Annotated in this window: 20 protein-coding genes and 1 pseudogene; 8 read left to right on the forward strand and 13 right to left on the reverse strand. The window is 63.8% G+C overall.

Features of this window, described 5'->3' with window-relative positions; all coding sequences use genetic code 11:
* Nucleotides 1-27: 27 nt before the first annotated feature.
* The 3 genes from U5O12_RS20630 to radA all read right to left on the reverse strand — a co-directional run bounded on the left by U5O12_RS20630 (nucleotide 28) and on the right by radA (nucleotide 2,270).
* Nucleotides 28-426: a DUF1924 domain-containing protein gene (locus tag U5O12_RS20630; RefSeq protein ID WP_322580439.1), complete on the reverse strand. Its 399-nt coding sequence runs from the start codon at nucleotides 424-426 to the stop codon at nucleotides 28-30.
* 95 nt (nucleotides 427-521) lie between these two features.
* On the reverse strand, nucleotides 522-863 hold the full coding sequence (locus U5O12_RS20635; RefSeq protein WP_322580440.1) for a hypothetical protein: 342 nt from the start codon (nucleotides 861-863) through the stop codon (nucleotides 522-524).
* Nucleotides 864-902: 39 nt separating this feature from the next.
* Nucleotides 903-2,270, reverse strand: a complete 1,368-nt coding sequence (gene radA / locus U5O12_RS20640; protein ID WP_322580441.1) for a DNA repair protein RadA — start codon at nucleotides 2,268-2,270, stop codon at nucleotides 903-905.
* A gap of 223 nt (nucleotides 2,271-2,493) precedes the next feature.
* Between radA and U5O12_RS20645 the strand changes: the two genes are divergently transcribed.
* The 3 genes and pseudogenes from U5O12_RS20645 (at nucleotide 2,494) to U5O12_RS20655 (ending at nucleotide 5,078) form a co-directional block, all read left to right on the forward strand.
* Nucleotides 2,494-3,930, forward strand: coding sequence for a cation-transporting P-type ATPase (locus tag U5O12_RS20645; protein ID WP_322580442.1), 1,437 nt, complete (start codon nucleotides 2,494-2,496; stop codon nucleotides 3,928-3,930).
* Nucleotides 3,881-4,657 (forward strand): annotated as a pseudogene (locus U5O12_RS20650) (HAD-IC family P-type ATPase); the annotation flags it as partial. The gene U5O12_RS20645 and the pseudogene U5O12_RS20650, both read left to right, overlap by 50 nt.
* 100 nt (nucleotides 4,658-4,757) lie before the next feature.
* Entirely contained in the window at nucleotides 4,758-5,078 is a 321-nt protein-coding gene (locus U5O12_RS20655; protein WP_322580493.1) for a cation-translocating P-type ATPase C-terminal domain-containing protein, read from the forward strand.
* A gap of 3 nt (nucleotides 5,079-5,081) precedes the next feature.
* Here U5O12_RS20655 and U5O12_RS20660 read toward each other — a convergent pair whose 3' ends face one another.
* A complete protein-coding gene (locus U5O12_RS20660) occupies nucleotides 5,082-6,293 on the reverse strand; it encodes a hypothetical protein (RefSeq protein WP_322580443.1) in 1,212 nt (403 codons plus the stop codon).
* A gap of 10 nt (nucleotides 6,294-6,303) precedes the next feature.
* A complete protein-coding gene (alr, locus tag U5O12_RS20665; RefSeq protein WP_322580444.1) occupies nucleotides 6,304-7,398 on the reverse strand; it encodes an alanine racemase in 1,095 nt (364 codons plus the stop codon).
* 127 nt (nucleotides 7,399-7,525) lie between these two features.
* Between alr and lplT the strand changes: the two genes are divergently transcribed.
* Nucleotides 7,526-8,809 (forward strand): lysophospholipid transporter LplT, encoded by a 1,284-nt coding sequence (gene lplT, locus U5O12_RS20670; RefSeq protein ID WP_322580445.1) that lies wholly within the window; start codon nucleotides 7,526-7,528, stop codon nucleotides 8,807-8,809.
* Here lplT and U5O12_RS20675 read toward each other — a convergent pair.
* A complete protein-coding gene (locus U5O12_RS20675; RefSeq protein ID WP_322580446.1) occupies nucleotides 8,806-10,032 on the reverse strand; it encodes a GGDEF domain-containing protein in 1,227 nt (408 codons plus the stop codon). The two genes, lplT and U5O12_RS20675, sit on opposite strands and share 4 nt — an antisense overlap.
* A 104-nt stretch (nucleotides 10,033-10,136) precedes the next feature.
* On the opposite strand from U5O12_RS20675, the gene U5O12_RS20680 reads away from it, so the two are divergent.
* The 3 genes from U5O12_RS20680 to U5O12_RS20690 all read left to right on the forward strand — a co-directional run bounded on the left by U5O12_RS20680 (nucleotide 10,137) and on the right by U5O12_RS20690 (nucleotide 13,588).
* Entirely contained in the window at nucleotides 10,137-10,622 is a 486-nt protein-coding gene (locus U5O12_RS20680) for a glutathione peroxidase (protein ID WP_322580447.1), read from the forward strand.
* Between the two features lie 165 nt (nucleotides 10,623-10,787).
* Nucleotides 10,788-11,615 (forward strand): hypothetical protein, encoded by an 828-nt coding sequence (locus tag U5O12_RS20685; protein ID WP_322580448.1) that lies wholly within the window; start codon nucleotides 10,788-10,790, stop codon nucleotides 11,613-11,615.
* Between the two features lie 158 nt (nucleotides 11,616-11,773).
* Nucleotides 11,774-13,588 carry a hypothetical protein gene (locus U5O12_RS20690; protein ID WP_322580449.1) on the forward strand — a complete coding sequence of 605 codons (1,815 nt, stop codon included), beginning with the start codon at nucleotides 11,774-11,776 and terminating at the stop codon, nucleotides 13,586-13,588.
* A 17-nt stretch (nucleotides 13,589-13,605) separates the two neighbouring features.
* On the opposite strand, the gene U5O12_RS20695 is transcribed toward U5O12_RS20690, so the two are convergent.
* The 7 genes from U5O12_RS20695 to glnK all read right to left on the reverse strand — a co-directional run bounded on the left by U5O12_RS20695 (nucleotide 13,606) and on the right by glnK (nucleotide 20,710).
* Nucleotides 13,606-14,352, reverse strand: coding sequence for a hypothetical protein (locus U5O12_RS20695; protein WP_322580450.1), 747 nt, complete (start codon nucleotides 14,350-14,352; stop codon nucleotides 13,606-13,608).
* Between the two features lie 63 nt (nucleotides 14,353-14,415).
* Nucleotides 14,416-15,672, reverse strand: coding sequence for a glycolate oxidase subunit GlcF (glcF, locus tag U5O12_RS20700; RefSeq protein ID WP_322580451.1), 1,257 nt, complete (start codon nucleotides 15,670-15,672; stop codon nucleotides 14,416-14,418).
* A 9-nt stretch (nucleotides 15,673-15,681) separates the two neighbouring features.
* Nucleotides 15,682-16,842 carry a glycolate oxidase subunit GlcE gene (gene glcE, locus U5O12_RS20705; protein WP_322580452.1) on the reverse strand — a complete coding sequence of 387 codons (1,161 nt, stop codon included), beginning with the start codon at nucleotides 16,840-16,842 and terminating at the stop codon, nucleotides 15,682-15,684.
* A gap of 102 nt (nucleotides 16,843-16,944) precedes the next feature.
* Nucleotides 16,945-17,856, reverse strand: a complete 912-nt coding sequence (locus U5O12_RS20710) for an SMP-30/gluconolactonase/LRE family protein (RefSeq protein WP_322580453.1) — start codon at nucleotides 17,854-17,856, stop codon at nucleotides 16,945-16,947.
* Nucleotides 17,853-18,719, reverse strand: coding sequence for an aldose 1-epimerase (locus U5O12_RS20715; RefSeq protein ID WP_322580454.1), 867 nt, complete (start codon nucleotides 18,717-18,719; stop codon nucleotides 17,853-17,855). Before U5O12_RS20715 ends, U5O12_RS20710 begins: the two co-directional genes overlap by 4 nt.
* Nucleotides 18,720-18,831: 112 nt before the next feature.
* Complete coding sequence (locus U5O12_RS20720; protein ID WP_322580455.1) at nucleotides 18,832-20,352, reverse strand: ammonium transporter; 1,521 nt, start codon at nucleotides 20,350-20,352, stop codon at nucleotides 18,832-18,834.
* A gap of 19 nt (nucleotides 20,353-20,371) precedes the next feature.
* On the reverse strand, nucleotides 20,372-20,710 hold the full coding sequence (gene glnK / locus U5O12_RS20725; RefSeq protein ID WP_094476942.1) for a P-II family nitrogen regulator: 339 nt from the start codon (nucleotides 20,708-20,710) through the stop codon (nucleotides 20,372-20,374).
* A 250-nt stretch (nucleotides 20,711-20,960) separates the two neighbouring features.
* On the opposite strand from glnK, the gene U5O12_RS20730 reads away from it, so the two are divergent.
* Nucleotides 20,961-22,505 carry a YifB family Mg chelatase-like AAA ATPase gene (locus U5O12_RS20730; protein ID WP_322580456.1) on the forward strand — a complete coding sequence of 515 codons (1,545 nt, stop codon included), beginning with the start codon at nucleotides 20,961-20,963 and terminating at the stop codon, nucleotides 22,503-22,505.
* Nucleotides 22,506-24,322 lie beyond the last annotated feature (1,817 nt).

Below are 24,322 nucleotides of genomic sequence, written 5' to 3' on the forward strand. Positions count from 1 at the left end.
TCCTTTGAACTTGGGTTCTGTGGACCGTCAGCGCTTGAGGCTGATGAGCCAGGCCAGCACATCGGCTTTTTCGGCAGCGCTGCACTCGCGGGCCAGCACGTCCTTGCAGTTGCGGCGGAACCACTTCTCGCTCTTGGCCGGGTCGGTAAACCGCTCGGGGTTAAAAGCCGGTGCCAGCGCGGTGATGGCTTTGCCAGTGCTGGCGTGTTTGCCGTCACCGGTGGGCAGCGCGTTGTGGCAGGACGCGCAGCTCCATTCACGGCCGTGCGTGGCATTAAAAAACTGCTGGCCCTGGGCCACGTTCGGGCTGCGCCCGGCCTGGGCGGCCAGGGCGTTCAATTGTTCAGCAGGGGTGCCCGCCCACAGCGCGGTGGAGCACAAGGCGGCTGCCACCACGGGCAGCACGGTACGGTGAAAACGGTGCATGAAAACCTCCATGCCTTGCATGGTAGGAAGCACACATTAACGGGGTCTTAAGGCAAAAAAAGGCACGACACGGCACACCGAAACGGCCGCCACGGTCAGTGCTCTGGCTCAGCCCGCGGCTGCTCGCTGTGGCTCACCGCCAAGCCGTCGGCCACATAGGCAGGGCCCTTCATGAGCATGACCACCACGCAGCCAATGGCGATGGTGAGCACCGCCGTCCAGTGGAACACCACCAGCCCCACCACCACATAGTCGGCCAGCAACACGGCACGTGCGGCAGCCGGGGTGGAGGCATCGGCCAGCCAGTGGTAGGCGCCCAGCGCCCCTAAGGGCAGCACCGTGCCAGCCGCCCAAATGGCGGGCAACTTGCGCCACAGCGCCCATTCCAACCCACTGGCAGAGCGGATGGAGCCGGGGAGTTTGTTGAGCCAGCGCATGTTTACAGTGTAGGCCGCCGCTACCGCGCTGTCTTTGCGCTAGCCCAATCCGCGCACCACGTTCATGGCCTCTTCCACCCGGTCCACGGCGTGGATGGTCATTCCCTCAATCGGCTTTTTGGGCGCATTGGCCTTGGGCACCACAGCCACGGTAAAGCCCAGCTTGGCGGCTTCCTTCAGCCGCTCCTGCCCGCGCGGTGCCGGGCGCACCTCGCCGGCCAGCCCCACTTCGCCAAACGCGATAAAGCCTTTTGGCAAGGGTTTGCCGCGCAAGCTGGAGGTGATGGAGAGCATCACCGCCAAGTCCGCTGCCGGCTCGCCAATGCGCACACCGCCCACGGCGTTGATGAACACATCCTGGTCCATACACGCCACACCCGCATGGCGATGCAACACCGCCAGCAGCATGGCCAGGCGGTCCTTGTCCAAGCCCACACTCAGGCGGCGGGGGCTGGGGCCACCGCTGTCCACTAGCGCCTGAATCTCTACCAGCAGGGGGCGTGTGCCCTCTAGCGTCACCATCACACAGCTGCCAGGCACCGGTTCGGCGTGCTGGCTCAAAAAGATGGCACTGGGGTTGCTCACGCCCTTGAGGCCTTTTTCGGTCATGGCGAACACGCCAATCTCGTTGACCGCGCCAAAGCGGTTTTTGATGGCGCGCACCAGGCGAAACTGGCTGTGCGTGTCGCCCTCAAAGTACAGCACCGTGTCCACCATGTGCTCCAGCACGCGCGGACCGGCCAGCGCGCCCTCTTTGGTCACATGGCCCACCAGCACAATGGCCGTGCCACTGGCCTTGGCAGCGCGCGTGAGGTGGGCCGCGCATTCGCGCACCTGGGCTACTGAGCCCGGCGCGCTGGTGAGTTGCTCGGAATACACGGTCTGAATGGAGTCGATCACCGCCACATCCGGGCGGTTGGCATCCAGCGTGGCGAGGATTTTTTCGAGCTGGATTTCGGCCAGCACCTTGACCTGCGAGTGGTCCAGCCCCAGTCGGCGCGAGCGCAAGGCCACTTGCGCACCACTCTCTTCACCGGTGACATACAAGGTGTTTTTGCCCGAGCGTTGCAGGGAATCCAGCGCCTGCAAGAGAAGCGTGGACTTGCCGATGCCGGGGTCGCCACCGATGAGCACCACGCCACCCTCCACCATGCCACCACCCAGCACGCGGTCCAGCTCTTCGTGGCCAGTAGGGGTGCGCTCCACGTCAGACGCCTCGATGTCGGACAGCACCGCCACCTCGGCGGTCTTGGCCAGCGCAGCAAAGCGGTTCTTGGCAGGGCCGTCGCTGCTGGCCACCGATTCGATCAGCGTGTTCCAGGCATTGCAGTGCGGGCACTTGCCCAGCCACTTGGGGCTGGTGCCGCCGCATTCGTTGCAGGTGTAGATGGTTTTGTCTTTGGCCATGGTCGAATAATACTGTACGTATTTACAGATACCAAGCCACCCTATCCAGGGACTGAGCGGTTTTTGCGGCATATCAGGGACCCCACCCACGGCAGACCGTATGCTGATTTATCCACCGCCACCGACCGATGGGCGCACCGTCTACCGCCGTCGGGCAGTTGCCTCCATTCGCCTTAATTGCTATGGTTTCAGGAGCTGCTCGCGCATATTTGATAAGGGCCAGATGCCAATTTCATCCAAAAATACGCCGACGGGCCTGAGCCAGACCGAAGCCGCGCAGCGCCTGCGGGCGGACGGCCCCAACGTGCTGCCCGGTGAGCAGCCGCGGCGGCTGGCCGCCATCGTGCGGGACACGCTGAAAGAGCCCATGTTCATGCTGCTGCTGGCCGCCGCCGTGTTGTACGGCGTGCTGGGTGACTGGCAAGAGGGCGGGATTTTGATGGGCCTGGTGCTCGTGGTGCTGGGGCTCACGCTTTACCAAGAGGGCAAGACCGAACGCGCCATGCAGGCGCTGCGCCAACTCTCCAGCCCGCGCGCGCTGGTGCTGCGCGACGGCCAGCAGCAGCGCATTGCCGGGCGCGACGTGGTGGTGGGCGACCTGCTGGTGGTGGCTGAGGGCGACCGCATTGCGGCCGACGCCGTGCTGCTGGACGGCAGCGAGGTGACGGCCGATGAATCCCTGTTGACCGGGGAATCCACCCCGGTAGACAAGCAGGCGGTGCCTGCGGATGGCGACACCCCGACCACCCTGCCACCGCAAGCCGGTGGCAACCAGACGCCGTTTTTGTACTGCGGCACGCTGGTGGTCAAGGGCCACGGCACGGCCCGTGTGCTGGCCACCGGTGAGCGCACCGCCATGGGCCGTATTGGCAGTGCCTTGCAAAGCCTGCAGGCCGAGGCCTCGCCGCTGCGCGCGCAAACCGCGCGGCTGGTGCGCACGCTGGCCGTGGTGGCATTCAGCGCCAGCGCAAGCCTGGTGCTGGCCTACGGCCTGCTGCGTGGTGACTGGATGGACGCGGTGCTGGCTGGCATCGCGCTGGCGATGGCGCTGCTGCCGCAAGAATTCACCGTGGTGCTGACCGTGCTGCCCGCTTTGGGCGCCTGGCGCCTGTCCAAGCTGCAAGTGCTCACCCGGCGCATTGCCGCCATTGAGACGCTGGGCGCGACCTCGGTGCTGTGCGTGGACAAGACCGGCACGCTGACCGAAAACCGCATGACCGTGGCCCAGCTCTACGCCTATGGCGGCGCGCAGGCCGATGCCACACTGGCGGTGGACTACAGCGCGCAGTCCGCAGCTGCCGGAGGCCTTTCACACCGTGGCCGAATTCGCCATCCTGGCCAGCGTGCAAGACCCTTACGACCCGATGGAGCTGGCGTTTCACCGCCTGGGCGCGCACTTCCTGCAAGGCACCGAACACCTGCACCGCGACTGGACCCTGGTGCGCGAATACGGCCTGACGCCACAGCTGCGCGCCATGTCCCATGTGTGGACGACAGTAACCCAGGACCACACGCGCATCGTGGCGGCCAAGGGCGCGCCCGAAGCGGTGGTGGATCTGTGCCACCTGCCCGAGGCCGAGCGCCTGCGCATTGCCGCCGCCGTGGACGCCATGGCGGGTCAAGGCCTGCGGGTGCTGGGGGTGGCACAAGGCCAGTTTGAGGGCACCGATTGGCCCGCGCAGGAACACGACTTCAGCTTCCGCTTTGTCGGCCTGCTGGGCTTGCAAGATCCACTGCGCCCCGAGATTCCCGAGGCAGTGGCCCAGTGCCGCGCCGCGGGCATCCGGGTGGTGATGATCACTGGCGACTACCCCGCCACCGCCCACGCCATTGCGCAGTCCGCCGGGCTGGCCCAGCGTGAGGCCAGTGACGTGCTGAGCGGTGACGAGATTGCCACGCTGGACGACGCCACCCTGCGCGCCCGCATGCGCACGGTGGCGGTATGCGCCCGCGTGGCGCCGGCGCAAAAGCTGCGCATTGTGCAAGCCCTGCAGGCCGATGGCCAGGTGGTGGCCATGACCGGCGACGGCGTGAACGACGCCCCGGCCCTGAAGGCGGCCCACGTGGGCATTGCCATGGGCGGGCGCGGCACCGACGTGGCGCGCGAGTCGGCCGCGCTGGTGCTGCTGGACGACAACTTTGCCTCCATCGTCGGGGCCATCCGGCTGGGGCGGCGCATTTTTGACAATGTGCGCAAGTCCATGTCCTACATCCTGGCGGTGCATGTGCCGATTGCCGGCATGGCCCTGCTGCCGGTGCTGCTGGGCTGGCCCACGGTGCTGTTCCCGCTGCACATTGCATTTCTGGAACTGGTAATTGATCCGGCCTGCTCCATGGTGTTTGAAAACGAACCGGCCGAGGCCGATGGCATGCGCAGGCCTCCGCGCGATGTGCAAGCCCCTTTGCTGGACCGGCGCACGCTGGGCCTGGCTCTGCTACAAGGCGCAGGGCGCGCTTGCCGTGGTAATGGCGGCGCAGGGGTGGGCGATGGGTCAGTGGGGAGAGGACGGGGCCAGGGCCTTTGCGTTCATCACGCTGGTGCTGGGCAATCTGGGGCTGATTTTTTGCAACCGCAGCCATCTGCCGTTGTGGCGCTCGGTAGTCACCCCCAACCGCACGCTGTGGGTGGTGTGCAGCGTGGCGCTGCTGCTCACTTTGGCGGCGGTGTACCTCCCTTGGCTGCAAGGGCTGTTTGCGTTTGCGCCCTTGCCGGGCAACGGTCTGGCACTCGCGGTGGGCTTGGGCTTGCTGTGTGTGCTGTGGTTCGAGGCGCTCAAGGCCTGGCAGCGCCGCACGCTCGCGGCATAAGGCTCAAGGCTTGGGGATGCGGTCACGCGCGCGGCGCACCCGGTCCGCACTGATGGCAATTTTGACGGTTTCAAAATTCACCGGTGCCACGATGGTGGCCTCTGTGCCTGCGGCTTCTATCGGCTGGTAGCGGGTGATGGGCATGCTGTTTTTGTCCATCACGCCCACCACCCACGGCGTCGTGGCCTTGGCGCCACGTTGCACCGCCACGGCCGTGTCGCCATTGGCCAACAGCAGGTAGGTACCCGGCGGATAGAACCCGACGGCGGTGGCCATGGCGGCCCCCACGGCGGCCGCGTCGCCTTCCGCCCCGACATAGATGGACTTGGCCGCGCCCAGCGGCGACAAGGGTGAGCGGGTCTTGCGGGCTGCCATCTTGGCGACAAATGCGTCGGCGGTGCTCAGGATCTTGCGCGAGCGCAGGTTGCGCGGCAGGGCCTCCACCGCATCGGGCGCATGGTGCCAGCGCACCAGGTCCAGGGTGTCAGGGTCTTCCACCCCAAAAGCTTGCAGGATCGCGGCGCTACGCTCCGGGTGTTCGCGGATCAGGGTGCGCTGCCAATCAGTCAGGGGGGTTGTTTGGCGGGCCAGGCTGTCCTGGTCGCGCGCCATGGCGATGTTCATGGTCAAAGCAGCGTCCACCAGGCTGCGCCGGGCGTGCGGGTCCAGCCCCAGCTTCTGCGCCGTAAGTGCACTCACCACGCCGCACAACAGGGCGTGGGTGGCGCAGTAACCCAGGCTGTCGTCGGCCAACGCCTGGAACAGGCAAAACAGGCTGTCGTCGGCATCCTCCTCCAGCAGCTTGAGAAGCTTGCGTGCAATGCCGTCGAGCCGGCTCAGGGGGTTGATGGCCAAGCCCCCCTGGTACAGAATTCCGCGCAGCACCTCCTGCAAATCCAGCCAGCCACCGCTGAGCTGGGCGCCCACCACGTAGTCGGCTTCGCGGATCTCGCTGGGCATGCCGGCTTGGGCAATGGTCATCACGTCCACGCCATCGCGCAGCATCTCATGCACCATGCGTTCATAGGCACGCTGCCAGGCCAGCGCATCACTGGGGGTGGCCGAGGCGTTGAAGGCATGCAACTTGTCACGGTGCTGCTCGGAGACCACGGGCTGGCCCTTGCGCAGCAAGAGTTGCCCCGCCTCGCTCCAGATATTGACCGGGATGGGCCGCCCCACTGCCAACAGGGCTACCGGGATGGGCACGTATTTCAAGGCCGGCGCTTCAATCAGCCACCACCACGGGTACCCGCAGTGCCAGCGCACACATGAGCTCGTACCCGACGGTACCTGCGCAGGCGGCCACTTCGTCGATGGACAACACCGAACCATTGGCAGACCGGCCCCACAACGTCACTTCGCTGCCCATGCCGGCCTGGGGCACAGGCTGCAGGTCCACCGTCACCATGTCCATGCTGACGCGGCCCACGGTGCGGGTGCGCACGCCGTCCACCAGCACCGGGGTGCCAGTGGGGCACAGGCGCGGGTAGCCGTCGGCATAACCACAGGCCACCACACCAATGCGCATCGGCCGGTCCGCCACAAACGTGGAGCCATAACCGACCGTATCACCCGTAGATAGTGCGCGAACAGCTATGATTTTTGCAGCAAGCGTCATCGTGGGCTGAAGGCCCCAGTGGGCGGCCGTGTGCTCAGGGTAGTCGGGTGCGCTGCCATACACCGCAATGCCGGGGCGCACCCAATCTGACACCAGGCCAGAGCCGGAGTGGCGCAGCGTGGCCGCACTGTTGCTCACCGTGCGTTCGCCAGGCAGGTCATCCGTGGCAGCTTTGAAGACGGCCATCTGCGCGTCGATACCTGTGGCACCATCGGCATCGCTGAAGTGGGTCATCAGTGAAATCTCGTCAACCTGCGGCAGCGCATTGAGCCGCGTCCAGGCCGAACGCACCTGGTCCGGCTGGAAGCCCAAGCGGTTCATGCCGGAGTTGACCTTGAGGAAGACCCGGTGCGGCTCGTTGGTTTTGTGGATGGCCAGCATGTTGATCTGCTCTTCGCAGTGCACGGTGTGCCACAAGCCCAGGCGCGAGCACAGCTCCAGGTCGCGTTGGTCGAACACCCCCTCCAGCAAGAGGATAGGGCCGCGCCAGCCCAGGGCGCACACGCGGCTGGCTTCGTCCAGATCCAGCAGGGCAATGCCGTCAGCACCACGCAGCCCCTCAAATGCCCGCTCAATGCCATGCCCATAGGCATTGGCTTTGACCACCGCCCAAACCCGCGCATCGGGTGCCGCGCGGCGCGCCACCTCCAGGTTGTGGCGCAAGGCCTGGGGGTGGATGGTGGCTTGGATAGGACGGGGCATGGGCGCGTTTGGGACTTGAAACTACAAAGATTTTGACATTGGCCGGCGTGCTATAACCGCAGCACGTTTGGAGACACACAACAATACCCAGCGCATTAGTCCTGCTAATGTGCCTCATTCCCCACCCATGAAACGCGGTTTTTACACCATCATGTCAGCGCAGTTTTTCAGCTCGCTGGCCGACAATGCCTTGTTTGTGGGCGCTGTGCAGTTATTGCGCAGCGGCGGTGCTCCGGAATGGCAACAAGCCGCACTGGTCCCCATGTTTGCGCTGTTTTACGTGGTGCTGGCGCCCTTTGTGGGTGCTTTTGCCGACGCCATGCCCAAAGGCAAGGTCATGCTGATTAGCAACAGCATCAAGATTGTGGGCTGCCTGCTGATGTTGTTTGGCACCCATCCGCTGATGGCCTATGCCGTGGTGGGCCTGGGCGCTGCGGCGTACTCGCCCGCCAAGTACGGCATCCTGACCGAACTGCTGCCCGCCAGCCAACTGGTCAAGGCCAATGGCTGGATCGAAGGCCTGACCATTGCCTCCATCATTTTGGGCGTCCTGCTGGGCGGCCAGTTGGTCAGCCCCATGATTTCGCAGGCACTACTGTCCTTTGACCTCCCGCTGATTGACACCAGCATCGACACCGCGCCCGAAGCGGCCATTGGCATCCTGATCTTTGTCTACCTGGCAGCGGCTTGGTTCAACACCCGCATCCCCGACACCGGCGTGTCCATGCGCCCCATGCCCAAAAACCTGCTGAGTTTGCTGCCCGACTTCTGGAGCTGCAACACCAAACTGTGGAAAGACCGCCTGGGACAAATTTCCTTGGGTACTACTACGCTGTTCTGGGGCGTGAGCGGAAACCTGCGTTACATCGTGCTGGCTTGGGCCTCCGCGGCGCTGGGCTACAGCGTTACGCAGGCATCGGCACTGGTGGGCGTGGTGGCCATTGGTACGGCGGTGGGCGCGGTGGCAGCCTCACTGCGCATGCGCCTGGAGCACGCGGTGAATGTGATTCCGCTGGGCATTGCGATGGGGCTGCTGGTGATCCTGCTGAATTTCATCAACAACGTGTGGGTTGCGGCGCCCTTCCTGATTTTGTTGGGTGGCCTGGGCGGATTTTTGGTGGTGCCCATGAACGCGCTGCTGCAGCACCGCGGCCACAACCTGATGGGGGCGGGCCGCTCGATTGCCGTGCAGAACTTCAATGAACAGGCCTGCATTCTGGGCCTGGGCGCGTTCTACAGCCTGTCCACCGGCATGGGCTTGTCGGCCTTTGGCGCCATCACCGTGTTTGGCGTGGTGGTGGCAGGCTTCATGTGGTGGATCAAACGCTGGCACGAACGCAACTGCCGCGAGCATGCGAACGAGGTGAACCACCTGCTGGACATCGCCCGCAACGACAACCTGCACGGTTAGTCGGACGGCGCAGCCAGCTCCGAGGCCTCAGGGCTTGCGTACTGCACCTGGTCCCGCCCCAACTGTTTGGCCACATAGAGCGCCCTGTCGGCCGCGGCATAAATGGCACCCACCGACGCTTTTTGCCCGGGTGTGGTACCGCTCACCCCCATGCTGGCGGTCATGGGCAACTCCACCCCCAGGTAGACCAGCGGCGAGGAGCGCAACAGCAGACGCAGCTTTTCGGCTACGTCGCAAGCACCTTGGCGCGCCGTGTCGGGCAACAACACGATAAATTCCTCACCCCCCAATCGCGCCACCGTGTCGGTGCTGCGCACACCGCGCAGCAACACAGCCGCAACATGCTGGAGCATGGCGTCTCCCACCGGGTGGCCATGCAGATCGTTGACCTTCTTGAAAAAGTCCAAGTCCACCATCACGCAATGCGTGGGCACGCCAGCACGCACCGCCCGATTGAGCTCTTGCTGCGCCTGGCGCATGAACTCCCGGCGGTTGTACAGGCCGGTGAGGGTGTCGTGATCGGCCAAGAAAGCCAGCTCGCGTTGCTGGGCGACCAGTGCCTGGTTGCTGCGGCTGAGCTGGCGGCGTAGCTTGACGGCCTTTGCAAACTGGCTCCAGACCATGAGGGAGGCGACCAGTGCCAACAAGGGACAGAAAAAAGCCACGATGTTCAGGCTGTTGTTGTGCTGGGGTGGAATGGGCGCGTGGCGCAGCAAATACGCAAACACCAGGTAGGTCCCCAGAAACAAAGGCACCGAGATCGCGGGCCGCATCAACGACAACACACCAAACATGATGCAAATCAGCATGAAGCTGGACAGGCCAGCGCCCGCATTGGCGACCAAATCGGCAATGCTCAGATAGGCACCCAAATAGATGTACCCCACGGAGACAAGAATCTGCAGTGCAATGGCCGTAGCGCTCGCCCTGGCATGGCGCAAGACATAGTGGGCCGCCACTCCGCCGATGGCGGCCAGCAGCGCGGCGGACCAGTGCGCAGGCCCCACCGTCGCGGCCCAAGCCTGTAACTCAGGGTGATCCGCAGGTGCCCGGTAGCGCCCCAACAGAAAGCCCATTACCAAGTGCAGGGGCACCATGAGGCACACCACCCACCGAAAGCGGCGCAAGGACTCCATGGTGCCCTCACCTTGCACCAGGTCGTATTCCTGTTTGGTTACCCGCATCCAGCCTGCGTAGGGCTGGTACCAGGGGGCTTTGTTCACCGCATCTCCTTAATGCCCAGAATCTTCTCAGCAAATTCCGGCAGGGACAAGTGTTTTCACAAGCTGCTATCGTGGCTGCTTTGCTACTTGAGAAAGTCCCAGCCATGTCTTCCGTGTACGACTTTGATGCCTTGCAGATCAACGGCCAACCGGTTCCCCTCAAGCAGTTTCAGGGCAAGCCCCTGCTGATTGTCAACACTGCCAGTGCCTGCGGCTTCACGCCCCAGTTCGCCGGGCTGGAAGAGCTGCACAAGACGTACGGGGGCAAGGGGCTGGTTGTTTTGGGCTTTCCTTGCAACCAGTTCGGTGCGCAAGACAAGGGCAGCAACGACGAAATCTCGGAGTTCTGCCAGCTCAACTATGGGGTCAGCTTCCCCATGATGGCCAAGATCGATGTGAACGGCAGCGACGCCCACCCGCTGTACCAGTGGCTGGTGAAGGAAGCCCCGGGCTTCTTGGGTACCAAGGCCATCAAATGGAACTTCACCAAGTTTCTGATCGGCAAGGACGGGCAGGTCCTCAAGCGCTATGCCCCCACCGACACCCCAGCCAGCCTGGCGCAGGACATTGAGGCGGCGCTGGCGGCGTAAGCCTGCAACGCTGCGCGGTGCGGTAGGCAAGGCGCGCCGCTTGCTTTAGACTGGCGACCATCGTGGCTCTTGCGAGGGATGACCGGCATGGCATGTACACCGTCGTTGCATTGCGGCATCCGGGCACGATGGTGCTTGGTCTTGATTTTTTGCCTCGGCAATCCCATGGCCGCCTTGGCCAACGAGGGCAACGGGTTTGGCTTGTTGTTCGACGCCGGGCTCACGCTGGACGATAACGTCACACGGGCCAAGGAAGGCAATGACCGCCTCAGCGATAGCGCTTACAGCGTCAATATCAGCAAATCCAAAACGCTTCCGCTCGGGACTCAGAGCCGTGTAGTACTGGCCGGTGTGCTGGGAGGCGAACGCTTCCAGACCTATACCGGCCTGAGCCATCTGGACGCTGCGCTGGAAGCAGAACTTCAATACCGCGAGTCCGCTGAGTTTTCAGCTCCGACACTGGGCATTTTCGCCAAACTCAAGGTTGAAGACTACGAGTCCAATGTGCGTGATGGCTACCGGTACAGCCTGGGTTTGTCGTACAGCCAGCCGCTGACGGACCGCATCAGCCTGTTCGCCGCCCTGGCCAGCAACCAGCGCTACAGCTCCAGCAAAGTGTTCACCACGGTGGATACCTCCGCCCGCATGAGCCTGGATTACGCACTGAGTGCACGCAATGCCCTGTACATGAGTGCAGAGTACCGCGTGGGTGATGTGGTTTCCAGCGGCCGCGCGTCGCTGGAGAACGTCACCATCTCCAAGGTGTTTGTGCTGGACAACGCCTTCACCGGCGGGCAATTTTTCAGTTACAAAATCAATGGCAGCACTTGGCTGACCACCGTGGGTTACAACTACTCTCTGGGGTCTAGCGGTGCCATTGACATTGCCTGGCGGCGCGTGGAATCCACACCAGAATTGCGGCCAAGCTGGGCCACCTCGCCCCGAAGCTATATCAGCAACCAATTGCTGGCGAGCTACCTGTTCCGTTTTTGAGGGAGGTCCGCATGCCTTGGCGACACCGTGTTTTCTTTGGCTTGTACCTATTGCTGCCGTGGGTCCTGGCGGCTTGTGGGGGAGGCGGTGGAAGTCCTGGCGACGTTGATCCCAATGCCGCTCGCATCACAACAGCGACCAGCGGACCAGACAGTTTCTTGCTGTTTCCCAACCCGCAGAAGCAGGACGATGGCACGCTCCAGGTAGCTTCCCTCGCCTACGCCACTGCGTATTACGAAGCCATCGACCCCAACAACGAACGTGACACGCTGGCCAAGTTCAAAGCCAAAAACCTGTTTGGCACGGCGGCGGGCACTTTGGGCGAAGAAAGCGTGATCGTGGGTGACCAGCGCGACCTGGGTTACGGCCGCAAGATGACGGCGCGACAGAACCCCGATGGCACCCTGGCCTTTGTGGTGGAGAACTACATGGTGGGCGCCTACGGCGCGTACAGTTCGCTGAACCTGGAGGCGGCCATCATGCCGGAGGCCAAATGGCATCTGGGTACCAACGCCATTGAATTCAGCCCCGGCCCGGGCGGCACGATCAACTTCGTCAAGTTCTACACCTACGATCCTGTCACCGGTGCCCGGCTGATGATGGGCAACCTGGATGGCCGTGGCCCCAAGGCCATGCCCACCGTATGTGCATCCTGCCATGGCGGCCGCGGCGACCCGCTGACGCCAGCCCTGGCCGGCAAACCCCTGTTCCCGCGGCTCATGAATGTCAAATCGGCAGTGGACGCCGTGGCGCCGAACCAAGGTGGAGTCCGCGGCGATATTGCTGCCCAGCTGCACCCGCTGGAACCAGCTTCCTTCGACTTTTCCAGTCTGCCCGGCTTCACGCGCCTGATGCAAGAGTCCAAGATCAAGTCCATCAACAAGATGGTCCTGTGCTCACTGCCCATTCCGGTTGCGGCCGGCGGTGAGGATGCATGCCGCCGCACGGCCATTGGCAATGAGTACCAGGGTACCGTCGCCGAACACCTCAAGGACATGTATGGGGGCGCAGGCTTGCCGAATGCAGCGACGGCAACGACCGACACTTATGTACCTGCCGGCTGGGCGGGCCAGTCTGCGCTGTACCTCAACACCCAAGCCCAAGCCTGCCGGGTCTGCCACCTGCTGCGGGGCAATGGCAACCAGTCGGACATTGACTTCGCCACGTTTGCCAAGTTTGATGGTTATTCGGCACGCATCAAGGCGCATGTGCTCGACCGCGGCAACATGCCGCTGGCCAAACTGATTTACGACAACTATTGGGCCAGCAGCAGCACCTACAGCCCCATGGGCACTTACCTGACGGGCAAAGGTTATACCAACACAACAACCCAGCCCGGTGCGCCGGTGGCAGACCCGGGGCCAGACCGTGTGGTCAAGGCCTTGAGCACCACGCTCTCGGCAGGCATGAGCCTGTACTCCGATGGCTACCAGTGGAGCATTTCTCCCAGCTCGCCCACCGTGGGAGCCAGCCTGTCCAACGCCAACACCGCTACGCCCACCTTTACCGCCCTGGGCAATGGCACCTACTGGGTGATGTTGCGCACCAGCAAAGGAAGCACCCAAAGTGCCGAAGTCAAACTCGTGATCGTGGTGGATACGGCCTTGGCCTACACGCCGTCTGCGCTGCGTTTCAGTGACATCAAAACCATTTTGCAGGGCGCTGGCACCTGCACCGGATGTCACACCACCAGTGCGGGGACGGCTGGAGTACCCCCCATTTGGTACGACGACTTTGACCGGGATGCCGATGGTGATACCGACGCAACCGATAACCATTGGTTCTATACAGAGCTGCGCGGGCGCATCAACTTCACCGACATAGTGGCGAGCCCCTTGCTGCGCAAACCTTCGGGCAACCACCACAACGGCGGCTTGCTGACGGGTTTTAATACCAGTGCTGCGCCCGGCCACGTGGACCGTGTCCACTACGACACCTTCCTGAACTGGATTTTGAACGGTGCCCCCGAGTAGGGCCGGCACCTTGCGTTTCAGTACCCGCGCCTGGGCCCCGTGTAAGCGTCGGTGGAAAACACAAATGGTGTTTTCCGGCCCACCAGGGTTTCAATGAGCGCCAGCTCCTGGTCGGTATGGTTCAGGAAAGGGGCACTGCGGATGTTTTTTCCCTGGCCACCGTCCTTGACGATATAGAGCGGGCGGTCATGGTGCGAAGCCACCACCTGCTCACGACTTTCCGGGTCATCCGTCGCCTGCACCTCGGTGGCACCGTAACAGGTGCAGAAATACGTCTGCTCGGGATCGGACTCCACATAAAAACCGGTCCCCCGGATACCAATGGTGGAGGTGGAGGTGGTCACCCGCATGGGGGAATTGCGCGATACCGACAGCAGTTTGCCTGTCACCATCCGCAAACCTCCAATAAGGTACCCCGCCACAGATGTGTCGGCAGGTGCACCAGCAGGCGCATCAATCACCAGCTTGCTGTCACCGCGCAGAATCATGGAATGGGTGTTGACCACAAAAATGACCTGGCTGTCTTTGGCGGTTTGCAGGGTGTCGCCGGGCTTGATGGGGGTGCTCAGCGTGGCGGGCTGGTCATTGACGCGGACATTGCCGCTCAGGCTATAGATCGACTGGCCGGGCGGCAGTTTGCTGGGGCGGTTGCCAAACAGACTCTGGGCGTGTGCCAAACCCATGGCTGGGCCGAAGACTCCGGCTGCCAGCGCCTGGATGAGCCATTGGCGGCGCGGGTCATCGATATGGTCGGATGGGTTCATGGGGCCCCCTGGATCAAACGGGTACAACCGGCGCCACCCGGCACGGGCAGCCCTAGTCCAAGATTATGCGGCGAACCCGCTCTGTGTGGCAGACAAAGCGGCATCCAGCACCTCCACCCAGTGCCGCACGGGGGTAGCAGTGCCGCTTTGCAGGTGGGTGATGCAGCCGATGTTGGCGCTGATGATGACCTCGTTGGCCGCAGGTGCCAGGTAGCCCAGTTTGCGGTCGCGCAGCTGGTACGACAAGGCAGGGTTCAGCACCGAGTAAGTGCCTGCCGAGCCGCAACACAGATGCGCTTCGTTGGCCGCGATGCGCACGACAAAGCCCAGCGCCGCGAGATGGGCCTCCACCCCGCCCTTGAGCTTTTGGCCATGCTGCAGCGTGCAGGGCGGATGGAAGACCAGCGCGGGTTGTGCGCCCACCGCTTGCCCGTCCAGACGGGTCTTCAACACCGGTAGCAAGTCGGGCAAGAGCTCGCTGAGGTCGCGGGTGAGCGCGCTGATGTGGGCGGCCTTGGCGGCGTATTGCGGGTCGTCGCGCAGGATGTGGCCATACTCCTTGACGGTGACCCCACAGCCGGAGGCGTTCATCACCAGCGCATCGGCGCCCTGTTCCACATAGGGCCACCAGGCATCGATGTTGGCACGCATCTCGGCCTTGCCACCGTCCTGGTCGTTGAGGTGGAACTTGACGGCGCCACAGCAGCCCGCCTTGCGCGCCACCTGGACCTGCACCCCGGCCGCATCCAGCACGCGGGCGGTGGCACTGTTGATGTTTGGCGCCATGGCGGGTTGCACGCAGCCCTCCAGCATCAGCACCTTGCGTGCGTGCTGGCGCGTGGGCCAGGCGCCGGCATCCTGCGGGACGGGCACCTTGTTCTTCAGGCTTTGCGGCAGCAGCGGGCGCACCATCTGTCCCAGCTTCATCGCAGGGGCAAACAAGGGGGAAGGCAAGCCTTCTTTCAGCGCCCAGCGCACGGCCTGCTCGCCCAGTGGGCGCGGCACCTTGGCATCCACCAGCTTGCGGCCAATGTCCACCAGGTGGCCGTAGTCCACGCCGCTGGGGCAGGTGCTTTCGCAGTTGCGACAGGTCAGGCAGCGGTCCAGGTGCATCTGCGTAGCGCGGGTCGGCGTTTGGCCTTCCAGCACCTGCTTCATCAGGTAGATGCGGCCGCGCGGGCCGTCCAGCTCGTCGCCCAGCAGTTGGTAGGTGGGGCAGGTGGCGGTGCAGAAGCCGCAGTGCACGCACTTGCGCAGAATGGCCTCGGCGGCCTGGCCGTCGGCGGTGTTCTGGTATTCGGGGGCGAGTTGGGTTTGCATGGCGCGGGCTCAGAGGTCGGCGCAGAGGCGGCCGGGGTTGAACAGGCCCAGAGGGTCAAAGGCGGCCTTGAGGCGGCGGGTGATGGCATCCCGCGCCGCATTTTTAGTGTCAAATTGGCATCCAGCCCTCGTAGAATCTGCGCGAGCAGCTACGAAAACAATAGCATTTCCACCCGCTGCACGGGCTGCGGCCTGCAGCTGGGCACCGGCCTGCTGCGGCGCCCAAAGCCAACGCAGCCCGCCCTGCCACTCCACCATTTGGGCCCAGGGCAGGTCCAGCACCGGCGCGGTGGGCGCCACCGACAGGCGCCACAGCGCCAGCTCGGGGGCGCGTGCGTCGGCAAAGAAAGGCAGGCGCTGGTCGCGGCACAGGGCCCAGTCGGGGCCGGCTTGGGCGTTGTCCATGGGCTCGCCCGGCAGCTCGGCCAGCATCTTCTGGCAAGCGGCTTCCACTGCGGCCACGGCACCGCGCAGGCGCACAAACAGCAGGTCGCGCCCGCCGCCGGGTGCGGTGTCGTCATGCACCCAGCAGCTGGCGTTGAGCGGCAGGGGCTGCCCACCCCAGCGGTGCAGATGCTCCAGCGCATTTGCCTGGTCCACCGCAAACACCAGCGTGGCCTCTGCGGGGGCCATGGGCAAAACCTTGAGGGAGACTTGGGTGATGACGCCCAGCGTGCCCATGGCGCCGGCCATGAGGCGCGAGACGTCGTAACCCGCCACGTTCTTCATGACCTGGCCGCCAAAGGTGAGGTGTTCGCCCTGGCCGTTGATCAATTGCAGGCCCAGCACGTAGTCGCGCACGCTGCCCACCGTGGCCCGGGCCGGGCCGGCCAGGCCGGTGGCCACCATACCTCCGACCGTGGCAATGGCAGGGGCGCCTGCCGCTGCAGACCACATGAAATGGGGCGGTTCAAAGGGCAGGCACTGGCCCTTCTCAGCCAAAGCAGCCTCCAACTCGGCTAGCGGCGTCCCTGCCGCCACGGTGACCACCAGCTCACTGGGCGCATAGTCCAGGATTCCAGAGTGGCTCCGTGTGTCGAGCAGTTGCGCGGGCTGGATAGTGCCCACAAAGTCTTTACTGCCGCCGCCACGGATCTGCAGCGGGGTGCGCTCAGCCATGGCGGTGCGGACCTGGTCCAGCAATGTTTGGATTGAAGGGGCAACGTGCATGGCGCCGATGGTACGGCGCCACCGGCGGGCGAGGCGTGAATTTTTTGGCGCCCGGGCCACCAAAAAATTGGCGGCAACCCGCGCAGCGGCGGAGCGTGGGGGCTAGTCCACGAAGAAGTTGACCGGCAAGCCCGGCACGTCCACCCGCATGGAGAACACCGCGCCAGAGAGCGGCATGGCCTCCAGCTCGGCCGCGCTGCGGCCATGGCGCGCGGTGGTGACGTAGAGGGTCTTCAGGTCTTCGCCGCCAAAGCAGGGCATGGTGGGGCACTGGGCGGGCACAGGGATCTCGGCCAACAGCGTGCCATCCGGCGCGAACTTGCAGATGCGTCGGCCTTCGAACATAGCGGCGTAGTAGTTACCTTCCACGTCCACCGCAGCACCGTCGGGGCGACCGGCGTAGGTAGTAGTCTCAAAGGTCCAGCCCGCGGGCTTGGGCGCGCATTGCTGGTAGGTGCGCTGCGCGTCCAGGGTGTTGGTTTCCAGGTCGTAGTCCCAGGCGTAGACCACATGGTTGGGTGTGTCGGACCAATAGATAGTTTGGTTGTCCGGGCTCCAGGCCAGGCCGTTGCCGGTGAGGGCGCCGCCCGCGTGCTGCACCACCTCGGGTGGGCCACGGCGGCAGTCGATGGAAAACAGTGCCGCCACGCGGCCGGCCTTGGGCTCGTCGATGGTGCCGACCCAGAAGCGGCCCAGCGCGTCGCATTTGCCATCATTGGCGCGCACGGTGGCTGTGTCATACGGCAAGGTGGCGATGGGCTCCAGCGCCCCGCCCCACTCGCGCACCCGGAACACGCCATGGCGCAGCGCAATCACCAACCCGCCCTTTGCAGCTGGCGCAATGCAGCCGGGCTCGCTGGGCATGTCCCAGCGCTGCACCGTACCCATGTAGACATTGGCGCGCAACAGGGCTTTGCCCGGGATGTCCACCCAGTAGAGCTGCTGCTCCTGGGGGTGCCAGAAGGGGGATTCGCCCAGTTCAAACAGGTCGGGGCTCAGGGCTTGCCAGCTCATGCCGCACGCTCCACATCAATACGCATCTCGCAGGAGTAGGTCTGGCCCGCCTGCAGGATGACCACACCAAGATCATCGGCACGCGCGCCGGTCTGGGCCATGAGGTTGAGCGCATTGTTCACATGGCTCACAGGTTCCACGGCAATGTTGTCGCGCTCGGGATGCGTGTAGACCACCAGGCGGCTCAGCGCGGACGAGACGCGCACACGCAACACGGCGTCCTGCAAGGTCAGTACCCCGCCCCAGCCATCAAAACAATGGTCGACGGTGAGCGACTCCACGCTTTGCTGCAAGCCTGGGTGTGCCACGCGGTGGGTGGGCAGCTTGTCGCTGCCCATTTCCCAGCGGCCGGTGGCCGCAAACTGCACCTCAGTACCCGGACGTTTGGGGAAAAACGGATGCCAGCCCAGCCCGACCGGTGCGGCCACGGGCGACTGGTTGGTGATGGAGAGCGACATCTCCAGCGCCCCGGCCTCCAGCTTGAAGGCCTGCGAGCAATCGAAATCAAAAGGCCAGGCCGCATCGGCCCGGTGCTCGAAGCCCAGCAGCGCAAAGGTGTCGGACGACTCCAGCACCGCCCACGGCCGCTGCCAGCCCACGCCGTGGATGGCATGCGGCTCGGGGTCAAAGTTGCGGACCAGCGGATGGCTGGTGCCCGCCCACTGCAGCTGGGCCTGGCCAATGCGGTTGGAGAAGGGAACCAGCGGGTAGCTACCCGACTGGCGCACGGTCTGCATTTGCGCACCGGGCAGGGAGCTCAGCACCGGGTCGGAGCCCAGCCACAGGCCGGCAATGCTGCCGCCCAATTCGGGTTTGATGTCGCACAGCAAATCGCCGTGGCGCAAGGTGAGTGTGGAAGTCATGGCGGGATTGTGCACTGCGGTCCGGCGAAAAAAAGGCCCGGTGGGACCAAAGTCCGACCGGGCTGAGCGTCTCAAGAAGAATTGAAACTAGTTCGTAACCGAATCCTGGGGATTAGCGGTTGTAGGCAGTCTCGCCATGGCTGGAAATATCCAGACCTTCGCGTTCGTCTTCTTCGCTGACGCGCAGACCAATCACCAGGTCCACCAGCTTGAAGGCGATGAAGGACACCACGGCCGACCAGACGATGGTCAGCAACACGCCTTGGGTCTGGATCCAGACTTGGGTGCCAATCGAGTAGCCTTCGGCCACAGCGTTGGTCACGTAGTCGTACACGCCAGTACCACCCAAAGAAGGCGAAGCGAACACGCCGGTCAAAATGGCACCGACGATACCGCCCACACCGTGCACACCGAACACGTCCAGAGAGTCATCGGCACCCAGCAGGCGCTTCAGACCGTTCACACCCCACAGGCAGGCAAAGCCGCCGATCAGGCCGATGATGATGGCACCCATGGGGCCCACAAAACCGCAAGCGGGCGTGATGGCAACCAGACCAGCCACAGCACCGGAAGCGGCACCCAGCATGGAGGCCTTGCCACGGGTCAGGGCTTCACCGGTGATCCAGGCCAAGGTGGCAGCAGCAGTGGCCAGCAGGGTGTTGATGAAGGCCAAAGCGGTCAGGCCGTTGGCTTCCAGGTTGGAGCCAGCGTTGAAGCCGAACCAGCCAAACCACAGCATGGCAGCGCCAACCATGGTCAAAGTCAGGCTGTGAGGAGCCATGGCTTCCTTGCCGTAACCAATACGCTTGCCGACCACGTAGGCACCGACCAAACCGGCAACGGCTGCGTTGATGTGCACCACGGTACCGCCAGCGAAGTCCAGCGCACCCTTGGCCCACAGGTAACCTGCAGCACCCACCACTTTTTCCAGCGAAGCAGCGTCAGAGATCGCGTCAGGGCCGGCCCAGTACCAGACCATGTGGGCCATGGGCAGATAGCTGAAAGTGAACCACAACACGCTGAAAGCCAGCACGGCGGAGAACTTGATACGCTCAGCGAAAGCACCAACGATCAGTGCGCAGGTGATGGCGGCAAACGTGGCTTGGAAGGCGATGAATGTCAGCTCAGGAATCACCACACCTTTGCTGAAAGTCGCAGCCACGGATTCCGTGGTCACGCCCTTGAGGAACAGCTTGTCGAGTGTGCCAATGAATGCGCCGTCGCCACCGAAGGCCAAGGTGTAGCCATAGACAGCCCACAAGATGTAGATGAGCGCGCTCACCACAAACACCTGCATCAGCACGGACAGCATGTTCTTGCTGCGCACCAAGCCGCCGTAGAACAATGCCAAGCCGGGCAGTGTCATGAAGATCACCAGAGCGGTGGCAGTGGTCATCCAGGCGGTGTCGCCCTTGTTGGGGACCGGTGCAGGAGCAGCGGCGGGGGCAGCAGGCGCAGCCTCTGCGGCGGCAGGTGCCGGGGCGGCAGCGGGGGCTGCAGCTTCAGCAGGAGCAGCGGCGGCGGGCGCTGCAGCAGCAGGGGCTTCGGCAGGTTTGGCGTCTTGTGCCAAGGCAAACGTTCCGGCACCCAGCAGGCTCAGGCCCAAGGCCAGGGAAGCAAGCAATTTTTTCATGTTCGAGCTCTCTTTCTGGTTACAGCGCTTCTTTGCCGGTTTCGCCGGTACGAATGCGCACAACCTGTTCCAGGTTGTAGACAAAAATCTTGCCGTCGCCGATCTTGCCGGTGCGGGCGGCACCTTCGATGGCTTCGATCACGCGGTCCACCAAAGCGTCGTCGATCGCCGCTTCAATCTTCACCTTGGGCAAAAAGTCCACCACGTACTCTGCACCGCGGTACAGCTCGGTGTGGCCTTTTTGACGACCAAAGCCCTTGACCTCGGTCACGGTAATACCTTGCACACCAATGCCAGACAAGGCTTCTCGCACCTCATCGAGCTTGAACGGTTTAATGATGGCCGTTACGAGTTTCATGTGTTCACCTCAGCTTGATAACAGTTGAATACAGACACCGGGTCTGGCTGGTCTGCCTCTCCATGGTCTGGAGATACACCCCATAAAGCAGAAGGCATGCCAAGTTAAAAAACCCTCAATTTCGCGAGGCCACGGCCCAAGCGGCGTCAACTGGAGTAACATGGCTGTATATAAATACAGCATGCACGCCATTGGTGCAAAGGTTGAACATGCACTGCGATGCAGCGCACCGTTTTGGGGGTAAGGGTCCATGAGCTTGTCTTTGGTGCAGGGGCGTGCCCTGTTGGGATTGGAAGCGGTGCAAGTCACCGTCGAGGTGCACTTGGCCAATGGCCTGCCGAGCTTCAGCTTGGTTGGCTTGGCAGACGTGGAAGTGAAAGAAGCCCGCGAACGCGTGCGCTGCGCGATCCAAAACAGCGGCCTGGAGTTCCCCCACAACAAACGCATCACCGTCAACCTCGCCCCCGCCGACCTGCCCAAGGACTCCGGCCGGCTGGATTTGCCCATTGCCTTGGGCATACTGGCAGCCAGCGGCCAGATTGACGGCGCAGCCCTGGCCCAGTACGAGTTTGCGGGCGAACTGTCCCTGTCCGGCGCCTTGCGTCCGGTACGCGGCGCGCTGGCCATGGCGCTGGCCTTGCGAACCGCCCAGGTCAGCACCCGTTTGGTGCTGCCGCCTGACAATGCGGAAGAGGCAGCGCTGGTGCCGGACTCCCATGTGGTGCGTGCGCGCCACCTGCTCGATGTGGTGCGCCACTTTGCCCCGCCCCCCACGGGAGATGCCCCCGCCACGCCGGAAGACCCTGAAGGTTGGGTGCGCGTGCAAGGTGCGCCACCCGGCTTGCAGCTGCGTGGCCCCGACATGGCCGACGTCAAGGGGCAGGCTGGCGCCAAACGCGCGCTGGAAATTGCTGCGGCTGGCGGGCACTCCCTGTTGTTGGTCGGCCCACCGGGCTCGGGCAAGTCCATGTTGGCGCAGCGGTTTGCCGGACTATTACCCGACATGAACACCGACGAGGCCCTGCAAAGTGCCGCCATCGGCAGCCTGTGTGGCCGCTTTTCCTTGGAACGTTGGGGCCAGCGCCCTACCAGCAGCCCGCACCACACGGCCAGCGCCGTGGCCTTGGTCGGGGGAGGCTCACCGCCGCGCCCCGGAGAAATTTCACTGGCCCACCATGGGGTCCTTTTTTTGGACGAGCTACCCGAGTTTCCAAGAGCCGCACTGGAAGCCCTGCGTGAACCTTTGGAAACCGGCAGCATCACCATTGCCAGGGCTGCGCGGCGCGCCGATTTCCCGGCGCGTTTTCAGCTCATTGCGGCCATGAATCCCTGCCCCTGCGGCTACCAGGGTTCGCCCAGCCACAGCTGCCGCTGTACCCCCGACCAAGTGCACCGTTACCAGGCCAAGCTCAGTGGGCCGTTGATGGACCGCATTGACCTGCATATTGAAGTCCCTGCTCTGCCAGCGCACGAACTGCTCGACAGCCCGCAGGGCGAAGCCACCGACAGTATCCGCGCCCGCTGCAGTGCGGCACGTGAGCGGGCCGTAGCTCGTCAAGGCGTCCCCAACCAGGCATTGAGTGGACAGGCCATCGACGCCCACACCCAGCTCGACCCGGCAGCAGCCAAATTCTTGCAGGCAGCGGCTGCGCAACTGGGCTGGTCTGCCCGCAGCACCCACCGCACCCTGAAGATCGCCCGCACCATCGCCGACCTGGCAGGTGCAAAAACCACTGCGCTGGCGCATGTTGCCGAGGCCATGCAGTACCGGCGGGTGTTGCGCAATAGCCCATAGGACACAACCAACAAGGCCATCAAATTGCTATGCAATTGATAGCTGCTTGCGCTGCAAATACGGCGCAAATAGCCTATTTGACTTGTATTTTGTGGCGTGCCAGGATTTTGGCGTAGGTGCCGCTTTTCTGGATGTTGGAGAAGCCTGCGTTGAACCGATCCATCCACTGCTGCGCCAAGGGCAACTGGCGCGAGATGATCAGATAAGTGTGGCGCGCATAATTAGAGTGCGCGATGAACGAATACTAGGGATGAGCAGTTTGAACGACTGACCTGTGGATAAGTTTTCCAACGGTAGTTGGATGAACTTTCTGTTCATTAAAACAGCGTGGGAAGCCGCGCAGGGCGAGCCCGAGCGGATTTCCACGCTGAGAACGTCTCAGAATGGCTCCCTTTTTCAGTGGCTTTGGGCCGCTTGGTTTGTTCCCTTGCCTTGATCCTGGATTTGGAGTTGCGTGCTGTGGCGGAATCGGTTGACTCGTTTCCAGTCTCCACAATGTGGAATGGTGCGTAGCCGGTCCAACAGTGCCGTAGTATTTTCGCGTCGCCAAACACGCTGGCCCATTCCGCGAACGTAGGTTGGTGGTGATATGACGCTGGTGTGCTCGTCAGCTGGACAGTAGGTGAAACAGCAAGGCACTCAGCCGGTAAATGGAGGTAGCCAACTATCCAGAATCACAAGTCCTGCGCATAGTGAAAGGCAGCTTGCTGCCTGCCGAGCCTTTGCTCAGAGGTTTACAGATCACTGTGGAGTAAACCGCACCGCTTGCTGTGCTGGGTAACCCCGCACGCCAATGCTGTTGCAGGTGTGTGGGGGTGATGAAGCACGGTGGAGCTGGAAGAAAGGTTGGAGTTTGAGACTGGCCACCTGGAATGAGAATAAACGAGTAGGTGACGGGACTGGATGTGAATGGTAGCGGATGGACCGAGGCGGGGGGCATACAGAAGGCTCACAGCAGGCGGGAGCGGAAGCCTGGCGACAGGTAAGGCGCTGGCATCGAGGCGCAAGCTGCTCTGTGGGACTTACGAGATCACCGCACGCAAGGGTCAACCGCCAGATAGAATGGGCCTTTTACCTCAGTGGGTCTCTCGGATTGGGGGCGGCTGACTAGCCGGTTAGCACGTTTTAACATGCTCGGGTGGGTTGCCCGACTCCAGGACCAGTTCCACGGCCACCAGCACGTCAGACCGGCCTGGGACGGCCGCCAGTCCTGCTGCCCGATCGCCCCCTGGGAGAGCCCGACGGAGCGGTGCGGAGTGCAAAGGGGGCGGCGAGGGCAGGTGGGATGTGGGTGTGTGCTGCGTCGTGGTGTTTGCTGCGAAAGGCGTGGTGGAAGGCGTGGCGAGGTGGTCCGGGTCCCCGCCTCGCGCCGCGGGTCGGGTCGGCTCGCGTCCGCTGGGTGCTGCCGCCCGCGTCCCATCGCAGGGCCATGGGATGGGCTGCTGCTGGGTCCGGTGGTGTGCTCCCGTGGGGGGCCCGGCGCGGCGGTGGGGGCGACCTCCGGCTGCGTCCGCCTCCGCCGATGTCCGCCGTTCTTCTCCCCGCCCTCCGCGGCGGGGGGGTGGGCTCGGGGTGCGCGGCTTGCCCGTTGCCTGTGGGGGTCGTGCCCCGTCGCGCGGGGCTGGTGGGGGGGGGGGGCCGGGCGGCGCCGGCGCTCTGACCGCGGCCCTCCGGGTGCCCGGCCGGGGGCGCGGCCCGCCCCCCCGGGGCGCGGGCGTGCGGCCGGCGGCGCCGCTTCCCCCGGGCCTGGGGTCGCGGGTCGGGGGCCGGCGGGGCCCGCCCCCGCCGGCCAATCGGTGATCATCTCCTTCGTCCTC

The organism is Rhodoferax sp., from assembly GCF_034519335.1.
GTDB lineage: Bacteria > Pseudomonadota > Gammaproteobacteria > Burkholderiales > Burkholderiaceae_C > Allorhodoferax.